The sequence below is a fragment of the Oleiphilus sp. HI0132 genome (assembly GCF_001635845.1).
Genome location: NZ_LWGJ01001036.1, coordinates 1 through 12,485, shown reverse-complemented (window position 1 = coordinate 12,485; position 12,485 = coordinate 1). Strand labels below are relative to the sequence as shown.

The 12,485-nt window shown below is 43.8% G+C and carries 10 protein-coding genes; 6 read left to right on the top strand and 4 right to left on the bottom strand.

The window, feature by feature from the left end:
* Both A3766_RS32015 and A3766_RS12275 read left to right on the top strand, forming a co-directional pair.
* Positions 1 to 189, top strand: a 189-nt coding sequence (locus A3766_RS32015) for a hypothetical protein (RefSeq protein WP_231882897.1), incomplete at its 5' end; no start/stop codon positions are given.
* Between the two features lie 147 nt (positions 190 to 336).
* Positions 337 to 3,132 carry a hybrid sensor histidine kinase/response regulator gene (locus tag A3766_RS12275; protein ID WP_068642278.1) on the top strand — a complete coding sequence of 932 codons (2,796 nt, stop codon included), beginning with the start codon at positions 337 to 339 and terminating at the stop codon, positions 3,130 to 3,132.
* A 25-nt stretch (positions 3,133 to 3,157) separates the two neighbouring features.
* On the opposite strand, the gene A3766_RS12270 is transcribed toward A3766_RS12275, so the two are convergent.
* From A3766_RS12270 to A3766_RS12255, 4 genes are all read right to left on the bottom strand, one after another.
* Complete coding sequence (locus A3766_RS12270) at positions 3,158 to 4,534, bottom strand: D-arabinono-1,4-lactone oxidase (RefSeq protein WP_068515609.1); 1,377 nt, start codon at positions 4,532 to 4,534, stop codon at positions 3,158 to 3,160.
* 10 nt (positions 4,535 to 4,544) lie between these two features.
* Positions 4,545 to 4,913 (bottom strand): cytochrome c5 family protein, encoded by a 369-nt coding sequence (locus tag A3766_RS12265; protein WP_068515605.1) that lies wholly within the window; start codon positions 4,911 to 4,913, stop codon positions 4,545 to 4,547.
* 140 nt (positions 4,914 to 5,053) lie between these two features.
* Positions 5,054 to 6,340: an ammonium transporter gene (locus A3766_RS12260; protein WP_068642276.1), complete on the bottom strand. Its 1,287-nt coding sequence runs from the start codon at positions 6,338 to 6,340 to the stop codon at positions 5,054 to 5,056.
* A 56-nt stretch (positions 6,341 to 6,396) separates the two neighbouring features.
* The gene (locus tag A3766_RS12255; protein ID WP_068515599.1) at positions 6,397 to 6,735 is read right to left on the bottom strand and encodes a P-II family nitrogen regulator; all 339 of its coding nucleotides are present in this window, start codon (positions 6,733 to 6,735) and stop codon (positions 6,397 to 6,399) included.
* Positions 6,736 to 7,155: 420 nt separating this feature from the next.
* On the opposite strand from A3766_RS12255, the gene A3766_RS12250 reads away from it, so the two are divergent.
* From A3766_RS12250 to A3766_RS12235, 4 genes are all read left to right on the top strand, one after another.
* The gene (locus tag A3766_RS12250) at positions 7,156 to 7,518 is read left to right on the top strand and encodes a hypothetical protein (RefSeq protein WP_068515596.1); all 363 of its coding nucleotides are present in this window, start codon (positions 7,156 to 7,158) and stop codon (positions 7,516 to 7,518) included.
* Positions 7,519 to 7,598: 80 nt separating this feature from the next.
* Positions 7,599 to 8,753 carry an MFS transporter gene (locus A3766_RS12245; RefSeq protein WP_068515593.1) on the top strand — a complete coding sequence of 385 codons (1,155 nt, stop codon included), beginning with the start codon at positions 7,599 to 7,601 and terminating at the stop codon, positions 8,751 to 8,753.
* A 328-nt stretch (positions 8,754 to 9,081) separates the two neighbouring features.
* Positions 9,082 to 10,932: a DUF1302 domain-containing protein gene (locus A3766_RS12240; protein ID WP_068515590.1), complete on the top strand. Its 1,851-nt coding sequence runs from the start codon at positions 9,082 to 9,084 to the stop codon at positions 10,930 to 10,932.
* A 34-nt stretch (positions 10,933 to 10,966) separates the two neighbouring features.
* A complete protein-coding gene (locus A3766_RS12235) occupies positions 10,967 to 12,328 on the top strand; it encodes a DUF1329 domain-containing protein (protein ID WP_068515587.1) in 1,362 nt (453 codons plus the stop codon).
* The last annotated feature ends 157 nt before the right edge of the window (positions 12,329 to 12,485 follow it).

The window sequence follows — 12,485 nt, the reverse complement described above, 5'->3', positions numbered from 1 at the left end:
GCATGCTCCTTTCGCCACTTTTCGAATTGTTCAGTTGCGATAGGCGCTGCTTATCCCTATGTTTACGATATATTCTTAATCGATAATCAAGGCAATATTCTGTATACCATTGAGCATGAAGATGACTTTGGTACCAATCTTTTCGACGGGCGCTATGCCCAGACAAAGTTTTCGTGGCTTGTGCAGTAAACACTCAAACAGAAGAAAACGCTTTTTTCAGATATCGAACGCTATGCGCCATCTAAGGGGCGCCCAGATGGTTTTATTGCGGCACCGATCTTTTCGGGTGACGGCGCAGTTATCGGTTCTTTTGCTATTCAAATTAGATTAGAGCAATTGATAAACCTGCTGTCACGAGATTTGGCGAAAATTAATGCTTCACATTATCTAGTCGGTGCCGACGGCTTGCTTAGAACCAGTATCGATGATCAGTCAGAGATTCTGGAGCGAACTATCGCAACTGAACAATTCGAAAAGTGGCGAAAGGAGCATGCAGTAGGTGCTGAAGAAGGCGTTGTATCAAAAGCTTATAGGTGTAAAAAAACTTCAGAATTCCAAACTCATGACTTGGAGCATGACTATGAAGAGGCTTACGAATATGTGGGGCCGAATGGTGAAGAGGTAATTGGTATTCATCACTCGGTACGCATATTTAATATTGAGTGGAGTTTGATCAGCGAGGTAGATAAGAAAGAAGCTTTGGCTTCGGCGTATTGGCTAAAACAGATAGTAACGGTATTTGTCATACTGACCGGGCTGCTTAGTATTGTCTTGGCTTTGTGGCAGGCACGACGAGTTTCTAGGCCCATTACAAAGCTTGCAGAAGCAACAATGGCTGTTGCGGCAGGAGAGATGGATCAGCGAGTCGAGATTGATAGCAATGATGAAATAGGACGCTTGGCTGAAGCGTTCAATCATATGCTGGTAATGAGGCAAATGCATGAAAAGGCTTTAGAGGCGAGTGATCAAGAATCTAAGTATGCATTGGCAGCATTAGAGCAGAAGACTAAAGAGCTTATCGTTGCCCGGGATGAGGCCGAGTCTGCTGTTAGAGCCAAAAGCGAGTTTTTAGCCAGCATGAGCCATGAAATACGTACACCAATGAATGGTGTCTTAGGTATGTTGGGGCTGCTAATTAATAGTGAGCTTAATAAAGAGCAGCATCATCAAGTGACCTTAGCTCGATCGAGTGCTCATTCTTTGCTCGCTGTGATCAATGATATTCTGGACTTTTCCAAGATCGAAGCCGGCAAGTTGGATATTGAAGTTCTAGAGTTTAACTTGCGCTCAATGATTGGCGAATTTTCTGAAGCCATCGGTCATCGCCCTTGTGAAGACGATGTTGAATTGATTATTGACGTTGTTGATGTTGAACATAGCCTGGTAAAAGGGGACCCTGGAAGAATTAGGCAAATTCTATCAAACCTGGTGGGTAATGCGATTAAATTCACTCACGAAGGCGAGATCTATGTGAAAGTGTCGCTAACTCCTGAGCTCTCTGCAGATGGTCGAGACCTCCTTCGCCTAAATTGTTCAGTATCCGATACCGGTATAGGTATTCCAAAAGATAAAATAGCGGAGTTGTTCGACTCATTCACTCAAGTCGATGCCTCAACGACCAGAAGGTATGGTGGCAGTGGTCTAGGGCTGGCGATTGTTAAGCAGTTATGCGAAATGATGGGAGGCGGCATCTCTGTTAAAAGCGAGGCGGGTAAGGGGAGTTGTTTCAGATTTAACCTTTTGCTTGAAACAAGTGAACAATCTCAAACGGTTAGCCCCGATGTCGATATCAAGGGGGCTGATATCCTGATTGTTGATGATAATACCAGTCATCGGGAGTTTTTGACGCGTCAGCTAACAGTATGGGGAGCAAATGTAGCGCAGGCTGATTCAGCTAGCGACGCCATGGATATGTTGACCAAGGCTGCTCAGGATAGTGAAACTATTCGGTATAAAGCTATATTTATTGATATGGATATGCCGCGTATAGATGGTGTTGAACTGGCGAAAAGGCTTAGAGAGGAAGAGGGTTTGTCTGAGACAAACCTAGTGATGATGACATCCTTGCAGAACCGGGGCGACTCACAGTTTTTTTCAGACTTGGGTTGTCGTGCCTATTTTCCAAAACCAACCACGACCTTAGATTTGTTCGACTCTCTTAATATTATTTTCTCAGAAGAGAGTGTGTGTAAGGGTGGGCAAGAGGCGGGTGATCATGATCGTGGCTTGAAGCATGGCGGTATTCATCAGAATCAGGATAGCCTACCAGGTGGCTACCAGTGGCCGGATAATACCCGTATTCTTTTGGTCGAAGACAACCATGTCAATCAAATGGTTGCTTTAGCATTGCTGGATATATTGAAGCTCAGTGCTGATTTGGCCGATAGTGGGTTGGTTGCTTTGCAAAATTCGCCAGACAATTTGCCGTATAGCCTGATTCTTATGGATTGTCAGATGCCAGGTATGGATGGCTATGAAGCAACACGAGAAATAAGAGGTGGTGCGGCTGGAATTCGTTATAAAGATATCACTATTATGGCGATGACAGCGAATGCAATGAAGGGCGATAAGGAACGCTGCCTTGAAGCAGGAATGAATGATTATTTATCCAAGCCTATCGATACTGAGGTTTTGGAAAGAAAGCTCTATTTTCACCTTGTGGCGGGTGTTGATCAGAAGGCAGCCCAAGTAGGTGAAATTGTAAAAGTGAGCGAAAGTTGTGATTTAAGTGAAGAGGCTTCTGCAATAGTTGAAGAGGCAGTACCAGATGAAACGAAGGGGGTTGAGTTGCAGATTTGGGATGAAAGTGATGTATTACGCAGGGTAATGGGGAAGTCCAAAATCCTGAAAGTTATGATAGCTTCGTTTTTGAGTGATATGCCGCAGTATGTTGATACTCTGCAATCAGATATCGATAAAGGCGATCTGGAAGCGGCAGGAAATAGCGCGCATGCTCTAAAGGGCGTTGCTGCCAATTTGAGTGCCTTGGCGCTCGCTGAGGCAGCAAAGAAAATTGAGATAGCTTGCAAAGACGGGCAGCCTATCGAAAACATATTACCTATGCATCAAGAATTTATGGATGTTTACCCTAAAACCCGTGAGATGCTGATGGCTTGGAAAGAGCCTGAATAGGCTCTTTCCCGGCGCTAGCTAGACCTTAAGCGATGGTGTCTTTCAGGTAGGTATTCAGGAATTTGCTTTCTGGGTCAAAGCTGCGTCTTAGCTCAATAAAATCATTCCATTTTGGGTAGCTTTTCTTGAACTCTTCGCGGCTAAATGTATTAAGCTTGCCCCAGTGAGGTCGTCCTCCATACTTTCGAAAAATTGGCTCAATTGCTTTAAACATCGGTTGGTAATCTTCTTCAAAATAACGATGCACTGCGATGGATATGGAGTCACGTTGATAAAAGGGGCTTAACCAGGCTTCTTCACCTTTAATGAAGCGACACTCAATAGGAAAGAATGCTTCACTAAAGTGTTTTTCAATGGTGTCTCTTACTTCACCTAAGGCTTTGATTCCTTCTTCTACGGGAAGATGATATTCCATTTCATTAAAGCGGACGTTTCTATCATTGGCGTAAATAGCGTAGGAATGGTCAATATTTGTATGTGTTTCAAGGGTCTTCATATAGGTGCCGATAATCAACTCGCGCAGTTGACTCGACCAGCCCAAGTAGTCTCTGGCGGCTTTAAGGTCCATAATGCCGCTGTTACCATCAATTTCCTCTGACGATGAGGGGGGCTCATTGGTGATATTTAAGGTGTCAGTGAGCGCCATGCCGGTGAAGGGGAAATAGAAGAATTCAAAGTTCCGGTTGTCCTTGGCAAGTTTATGGGCTTGCTCAGTGACGTCTTCAAAACTCATCCATTGTGCTTCGCGTATAAGGTTAAATGGCGCCTGGTTTTGCATCGTGATTGAGGTGATGATACCGAGGCTTCCCAGGCCAACCTGAGCTGCCCTAAATAGCTCGGGATTGTGCTCATTAGAACATTGAACAAGATCACCTTGTGGGCTAACCATTTCAAGGCCTATGACATAGCTCGATAGGCTTCCTAATGACATGCCTGTGCCATGCGTTGCGGTGCTGATGGCGCCAGCAAGGGTTTGCTGGTCAATATCTGGCATATTAATTAGCGCTTGATGGTTTTCGTTGAGTATAGGGCCGCACTCACTAAGTAAAGTTCCGGAATAGAAAGTGGCTTGCTGCTTTTCTTTATCAATGCTTTTTAAACCGGATAGTCGCCGGGTAGAAAGCAGTATGTCATTAGTAGGAACCAATGCAGAGAAGGAGTGGCCGCTGCCCAAGGCCCGGATGCCGGGTTGCTTTTGCCGAATCAGAGTTTGCAGCTCAGCAATAGAGGCGGGCGCTAAGCGTTCGCTCGGAACGCATTTTTGATTGCCAGACCAGTTTTTCCAAGGGAAGCTTTTTGTGCTTGTAGAAGCCTGGGCATTGATTGCCAGCATGCTACTCAGTGGAAGAGAGCTGGTAAGCGTAGTGGCGATAAGTGACTTTAGTAAGCTACGTCTATTCATGGCCGCATCCTTATAACTGTTGTTCAAGGGGCTTACTCATATAACGAATAAGCTTTACGAAATGATCAGGAGTGCACTCAAAGCACTGACCACCTGGCGGCATACCACCGGAGCCGTTGATAGCTTTTTCAACGCTGGCGTCAATCCCGTTTTCGAGAATCTTATTCCAGGTCTTGGAGTCCCCCGTGAGTGGCGCTCCAGTGCCAGAATTTGCGTGGCAATTTTTACAGCTCTGCTGATAAATACGCTGTAAGTCCTTAGGCAACGACTGGGCTGACCATGAGATGTTTTTAAAACCCTCGGGCGAGTCACTGCTGCAAGCAGTCATATTGATGCTTAGGAATAATAATACTAGAAAGGTGATCTTGAGATGGGTCATGCTTGCCTCCTGTTATATTTGCTCAGGCATGGAGAGTGCTCATGCTAGGCTATAGAAAAGGAGGATAACACAAAACATGAATAATATTCATGTTTTGTGTTTGGCTTTGATTAAAGTGTGATCAAATGCCGTTTGGGCCTTTAGAGATTGTAGCCAGTTTCTTCATGGTCAACGACATCAAGGCCTTGAACTTCTTCTTCATCTGTCGTGCGTAAAGGTGTAAAGATTGCGACGAGTTTAAGTATGATCCAGGTAACAACAGCTGTATAAACAATGGTAGAGATTACACCAACGGCTTGAACGCTAAGCTGGCCAGCCATTGACTCGATTCCGTCTGCAAAACCGTAACCACTGAAAACGCCAAGGCTTGTTGCAGAGAAGATACCAGCAAACAAAGTACCGATAATGCCGCCAACGCCGTGAACCGGGAATACATCTAATGAATCATCAATTTTCAACACGCGTTTTACGTACTGAACTGCGTAAAAGCATGTTATGCTCGCCATAATACCGATTAATAATGCGCCACCAGGGCCAACAAAACCAGAAGCAGGAGTAATGGTACCCAGGCCTGCGACCATACCTGTTACGCCACCCAGAGCGCTTGGCTTACCGAACTTTTTCCACTCGATAGCTAACCAGGTAAGCGTACCCGCTGCAGCAGAAATATGTGTGGAAAGCATTGCCATCGCTGCATTACCGTCAGCGGCCAAAGCACTACCACCGTTAAAGCCGAACCAGCCAACCCAAAGCATACCTGCGCCTGTTACAGTCATTGTCATGTTATGAGGAGGCATCGCTGTTGTTGGGAAGCCTTTTCGAGGGCCGATCACAATCGCTGCAACCAGCGCTGCAACACCTGCAGTAATGTGAACTACCGTACCGCCCGCGAAGTCGTATAGACCCATATCAGCTAACCAGCCGCCGCCCCAGACCCAGTGAGTAATAGGTACGTAGACAGCTAATAACCAGATTGCGCTGAAAAGAACCATTGCAGAAAAACGCATACGCTCTGCGAAACCACCCACAATTAGTGCGGGTGTAATGACTGCGAAGGTCATTTGAAATAGCATGAATAAGGATTCTGGAATGTCGCCCTCTAAAGACTCACGAGTTACGCCAGATAGCATAACTTTGCTGAAGTCACCGATAAAGTTGTTGCCTTCCGTAAACGCCAGGCTGTAGCCTACGATGAACCATAATAATGAAGAAATACCTGCAATCGCAAAGCACTGCATTAGCACCGATAGAACGTTTTTGCTTCGAACCAAACCGCCATAAAACAATGCTAGGCCTGGTAGGGTCATAAACAATACCAAGGCTGTAGAGGTAAGGATCCAGGCGGTATTTGCGCCGTTAAGCGCATCTTCAGCAAAAGCCAAAGACGGTGCTAGCAGTGATGCAGCTAGCAGGAAGAGTTTGTTCATGAGAGAGCTCCTGATTTTTAAAAAGAGTAAAGAGTTTGTTTTTAATTCGATTCTGTTTAGAGGGCGTCGTTGCCGGTCTCGCCTGTGCGGATGCGAATGGTTTGTTCCATAGGGCTGACAAAGATCTTACCGTCGCCGATTTTTCCAGTGTTTGCTGCTGAAATAATGGCTTCAATGGCTTGGTCTACAGCGTCTTCTGCAACGGCAATTTGTAGTTTTAGTTTTGGAATGAAATCGATCACGTATTCGGCACCACGGTAGAGCTCTGTGTGGCCTTTTTGACGACCAAAGCCTTTAACTTCTTCGATAGTCATGCCGTGATGCCCTAATTCGGTGAGTGCTGATCTGACGTCATCTAGTTTGAAAGGTTTAATGATTGCCGTAATTAATTTCATATGTAGCCCTGTATGTCTGAGTCGCTTAATAAATGGCGTAATTAGTTCTTGCCTAAGCGATATTTATCGTTTTTATATTGTTTTTCGTATGGCGCCGGAGTTCTTTTGGTGCAAAAATTAATTTTCAAAATTGCACTGTTATAAGGCAGTGCAAAATTAATTAAATTGAAATTGGATTTCAATAGCAGGAGAGGAAATTCTTGAATTTATCGTATATTGCTTGTATGTGTGCACTAACGTAGCGCTAAAAACAATGATCAGCACTAAAAGCGTGCATTATTATTTCTGGGTTTGAGTTTTTTGAGTCGCAATGTTTGACGTGAGCTTGGTCGAGATATTAGTGCACTTTTTATTTAGAGTAATTTAATTCTATCGTACATAATAGGGTTTAGTATTCACAACAGAAGGTATTCGCGGGTAATGGATATTCACATCTATATAGATAGCTCATCCTATTCAGATATTGATATTGAAGAAATTTCTCAAGATCTACTCGCTGAACTAAGTGCTTGGCTCAATAATAAGACTTCTATTAGTTTGTTGGATTTTCGACCTGAAGAATGTTTAGAGGACTGGAAACTTGGTTTTGCATTACGGGTGAAATCCAAATTTAAACTAAAAGAACCGCTAAATTTTTTATATGATCTTGCTAAAAAATACCAGTGCGAATTTGTTGTTTCTGAGTACGATGCTAAGTCTGAGAGTTCTGAAGCCGTTTGCTATTTTGGCTTTGAAGAGGGGCGGCCAGATCTCTATGAAATAGCAAATTACCTAGGCTTATGATGCTTGGGTGTGATCAACGAAGTTTTGCGTATCAATAGTCTGACTTCTATTGGCTTTCGATTCGCTTGCCAGGGCTTTTAATGCCAGTTTTATATCTGAAGCTATCATTTTTATATTTCACCTATTTTGCCTTGCTAGGTGTCATGGCGCCTTACTTGGGGCTATATCTCGATAGTAAGGGCTTCAGCTTATTAGAAATCTCCCAGCTGCTTTCCTTATTGATGATAACGAAGGTGCTTGCTCCCTTACTGTGGGGCGCATTGTCTGATCGTTTTAGTAACAATGTCTTTCTGGTTCGTTTTGGGACGCTAATGACGCTTGTCTGTTATAGCGGCTTTTTCTTTGCCAACACTTTTCAGGCTTATGCCCTAGTTATTGTCTTATTTAGTTTCTTCTGGAATGCGGTCTTGCCACAGATAGAGGTCGTAACGCTTTTTAATCTGGGTAGTAAGAAAGAGTTGTATGGGCGGATACGGCTATGGGGTTCAGTCGGGTTTATCTTTAGTGTTATGGGATTCGGTATAGTATTTGATATTTGGGGGATTGCATATTTTCCTATAAGTTTGCTCTGTGTGATCGCGTTGATTTTTGTTAGCAGCTTAGTTCATTTTGAGGAACCGAAAAGAACGCAAAGCCATGATGAAGCTAGCCATGGCTTTATGGTGTATTTAAAGCGACGTGATATTCAGCAATTCTTTATCGTCTGCTTTTTATTGCAGGTTTCTCACGGCGCTTACTACACTTATTTTAGTATCTACATGGAATCTTTGGGTTATAGCACTGCGCAGGTTGGGGTGCTATGGAGCTTAGGTGTTATTGCTGAAGTGCTTCTCTTCATTTATATGCACCGTTGGTTTGGCTTACATTCGATACGTTTGATTATGGCTATTTCTTTATTGCTGACTGCTTTCAGGTGGGTCGTAACAGGGCTGCTTGCAGAATACTGGATGGTAATTGTTATCGTACAATGTATTCATGCATTTTCTTTTGGAGCGATGCATGCGACAGCGATCAAATTTGTTCATCAGCGATTCAAACTCAGGCACCAGGGGCGGGCGCAGGCACTTTATAGTAGTTTGGGTTTCGGTGCGGGCGGTGCGGCAGGTGCTTATTTTAGTGGCGTAGTCGTATCTGAATATGGCTATTACTGGACCTTTATTATTAGTGGTCTTGTTGCGCTCGCCGCCGTATTTTTTGTTTACTCTCTCAGATTTAAAACTAGTCATTTTAGCTAAGTTTTAGTCAGTTATATCTCTTGTTTTTATACGCGCTGATTGTTTTGCCAATTACTTGGAATCGGTGTCGAAAAAAAAATTCCCTATAAGTTGGTGGAATGAAGAATTTGCGTCTATGCTTTGTTTTAAGTGTATTTGCAGCTCTCCGAAATTATTCAGAGCGGCGGATCTAGAAAAACAACATGGCTAACAAGGTTCTGTTGGGGCTTAGCTTGTCATGTAGTACAACATCGATTTGATCTTAGGCTTTATTGGTTTCACCAAACAAGAAAAATCACTTGAACTGAGCCTAAAGATTAATAATCTCAAAGTAACGGAGTAGCGTTCGATGACGAAAAAAACACAGCGGTTGCATAAGTTTGCAAAGCTGCCTTTAGCAGCGGCAGTCGCGGCCACATTGTCAGCACCTGCTAGCGCCTTTCAATTTTATATGGGCGATATAGAAGCAAGTTTTGATACTAATATTAGTGCTGGCTCGAGTTGGAGAGTAGAAGGTAGAGACGACCGTCTGATCGGAACAGGTAATGGCGGGTCAGGTTTCTCAATCAATACTGATGACGGTAACCTTAATTTCGATAAGGGTGATGCCTATTCGCAGATCGTCAAGGGTACCAGTGACTTTTTAGCCACTTATGAAGACTGGGGTGTATTTGCTCGTGCAAAGTATTGGTATGACTTTGAGCTAAAAGATGGTGACAGGGATACCGACGTCAATGGTTATCAGCGTCAGTTGAGTAAGAATGGTAAAGCGAACGCGTCTGGCGGAGAAATTTTAGACGCGTATATCTGGCGAGATTTCTGGTTTGGTGATACACCTCTTAACCTTCGTCTAGGTAAGCAGGTAGTCAGCTGGGGTGAGAGTACCTTTATTTTTAACGGTATTAACGTTATTAACCCAGTAGATATTGGTGCAATTCGAGCGCCTGGCGCAGAAATCAAAGAAGCTTTGATTCCTGTAAACATGCTTTATGGTTCACTTGGCTTAACGGATGATATTACGATTGAAGCGTTTATTCAGCTAGAGTATGAGCCTTCGCGAATTGATGATTGCGGAACCTACTTCTCTACAAATGATTATGTAGCCGATGGTTGCGGCCCTGTTTGGGGTGCTAACTTCATGACTGAAGAGTGGAACCAGGGTGGACAAACCGGCTTGCAGAGAATGTATGATGACAAGCCCGATGATACTGATCAGTTTGGTATTGCTTTACGCTGGTTTGCTGCAGATTTGAATGAAACAGAGTTTGGTTTCTACTTCTTGCAATACCATAGTCGCTTACCAATTGTTGGTGGTAGAGTCGGTACCGACGTTGATAGCGACGGTGCGATAGATAGTGATGAACAGTTTTCGACTGCTGAGTATCAAATTCAGTACCCTGAACAGATTCAAATGGTAGGTCTCAGCTTTAACACGACTGGGCCTGGTGGTATTTCATTAGGTGGTGAGTATAGCTTCAAGCATGATATGCCTTTGCAGTTCAACTCTCCAGACTTAGTGCTTGCAACGAGAGGTAACGTTGTATCGCCTATCGTTACTAGTAGAGCAACTGACAGTAACGGCGATGGAACGATAACTTCGGATGAATTAGCGCCTTTATATGGAAGTGTCCAAGCGGGTTATGACGCTTATGATGTATCGCAGATTCAGATGACCGCCATTAAGTTTGTTGATCAAATTTGGGGTGCGAGCCGTCTAGCCTTTGTTGGTGAGGTGGGTGCTACATATGTTCATAACTTACCTGATACTGATGAAATCCGCTATGGTCGGACTGATCAGTTAGGTTATGGTCAACTGACTGACGATCTCGTGGGTGAGCTAACTTGTCAAGGCGTTCTGGCCAGCTCAAACCCAACCTATACAGGTCCATGCGATGATGAGGGTTATGTTACTGGCTTCTCTTGGGGTTACCGTATGAGAACCTCATTACAATATAACGATGTTTTTGCCGGTGTGAATATGACGCCACAGGTCGCTTGGAGCCATGATGTGAAAGGTTATGCGCCAGGTCCTGGTGCTAACTTTATCGAGGGGCGTAAATCTCTTGGCTTGTCAGTCAGAGCAGATTATTTAAACCAGTACAGTGCAACCTTGGCGTATACCAATTACTTCGGTGGAGGGGTTCATAACACAATCTCCGACCGAGATAGTCTTGCGCTTAGTGTTTCGTACTCATTCTAATAACCCATTGGCTTGGTTTAACGAGGTAGTCTAAATGAAAATGATAAAAACTTTGTGTGCCATTGGTGTTGTTGCTGCAAGCTTTAGTGCGGCAAATGTCATGGCAAAAGTATCACCAGAAGAAACGGCGAAATTAGGGAATGAATTAACGCCAATTGGTGCAGAAAAAGCAGGGAATGCAGATGGAACAATTCCTGAGTGGACGGGTGGTGTAGAAGCACCTGCTGATTATAAGGTGGGTGAACCTTATCCGGATCCTTTTGCTTCGGATCAGGTCTTGTTCACGATTACTAAAGACAATATGGCTCAGTATGCAGATAAGTTGTCTGATGGTCAGAAGAAGACCCTGGAGCGATACTCTACTTATAAAATGAAGGTGTATCCTACTCATCGTTCAGTTGGTTATATTGATAAATTCGGTGAGTATTTCAAGCATAATGCGACTAATGCTGAAATGGTTGATGACGGGAATGGCGTGCAAGGCTATAAAGGTGCAATTCCTTTCCCAATTCCAAAGAATGCTAAAGAAGTTGTTTGGAACCATATTATGCGTTCAAGAGGGGGAAGCTTTGTTCGTGACTACGTACAGGTTACACCTACTGAATCAGGAGACTTCTCACCAATTCGTTTCGTAGAACATTATTCTGAGCGATTGGAATTGACGGATGCTGCAAAGAATGGAGATAAAAACGTCTTTTGGTATTTTAAGCAGCGCGTAGCTTCACCGGCTCGTTTGGCGGGTAACGTTCTACTTATCCACGAAACAATTGACCAAGTTAAAGAACCACGTAGAGCGTGGGTATATAACGCTGGTCAGCGACGTGTTCGTCGAGCTCCTCAGGTTGCATATGATGGACCAGGAACCGCGGCGGATGGTTTGCGTACTACCGATAACTTCGATATGTACAATGGCGCGATGGATCGATATGACTGGGCTCTAGAAGGAAAGCAGGAGCTATACGTTCCTTATAATTCCTATGCGATGGATGATAAGAGTATCAAGTATGACGATATCATCAAAGCAGGTCACCTAGATCAAGAAGTGATGCGATACGAGCTGCACCGGGTGTGGAAAGTTACCGGTACCCTTAAAGCAGGGCAGCGTCATGTATATTCAAAGCGTACTTTCTATATTGATGAGGACTCTTGGGCAATCCTAGTTGCAGATCATTATGATGGTCGTGGAGAGCTATGGCGTTTTGGTGAGGCTCATAACAAGTTCTTTTATGATGTGAAAGCTCATATTACAACAGCAGAATCGTTGCACGACTTGTTGTCTGGTCGATATATTGTAGGTGGTTTAGCTAATGAGATTCCTATTCGCTATGACTACTCAAAGAGCTTTAAGAGTAAGGACTTCACGCCTGCGGCATTGCGTCGTTCAGGTAAGCGTTAAAGTTTAGCTAATTGATTGATTCAAAACCGACTACTAAGTAGTCGGTTTTTTTTTGTCAGAATTCTGAAGCTTTTCTTTGTAAAACCTGAAAAAGCTTCCTATATTTATGAAAGAAGATTACCCATAAAACCTAAATACTTATTAAACTTAAATGAGT

Excerpts from the sequence above, each read along its gene's own strand:
- A3766_RS12250 (WP_068515596.1), top strand. The coding sequence starts at position 7,156 with ATGGATATTCACATCTATATAGATAGCTCATCCTATTCAGATATTGAT.
- A3766_RS12235 (WP_068515587.1), top strand. The coding sequence starts at position 10,967 with ATGAAAATGATAAAAACTTTGTGTGCCATTGGTGTTGTTGCTGCAAGC.
- A3766_RS12240 (WP_068515590.1), top strand. The coding sequence starts at position 9,082 with ATGACGAAAAAAACACAGCGGTTGCATAAGTTTGCAAAGCTGCCTTTA.
- A3766_RS12245 (WP_068515593.1), top strand. The coding sequence starts at position 7,599 with ATGCCAGTTTTATATCTGAAGCTATCATTTTTATATTTCACCTATTTT.
- A3766_RS12260 (WP_068642276.1), bottom strand. The coding sequence starts at position 6,340 with ATGAACAAACTCTTCCTGCTAGCTGCATCACTGCTAGCACCGTCTTTG.
- A3766_RS12255 (WP_068515599.1), bottom strand. The coding sequence starts at position 6,735 with ATGAAATTAATTACGGCAATCATTAAACCTTTCAAACTAGATGACGTC.
- A3766_RS12265 (WP_068515605.1), bottom strand. The coding sequence starts at position 4,913 with ATGACCCATCTCAAGATCACCTTTCTAGTATTATTATTCCTAAGCATC.
- A3766_RS12270 (WP_068515609.1), bottom strand. The coding sequence starts at position 4,534 with ATGAATAGACGTAGCTTACTAAAGTCACTTATCGCCACTACGCTTACC.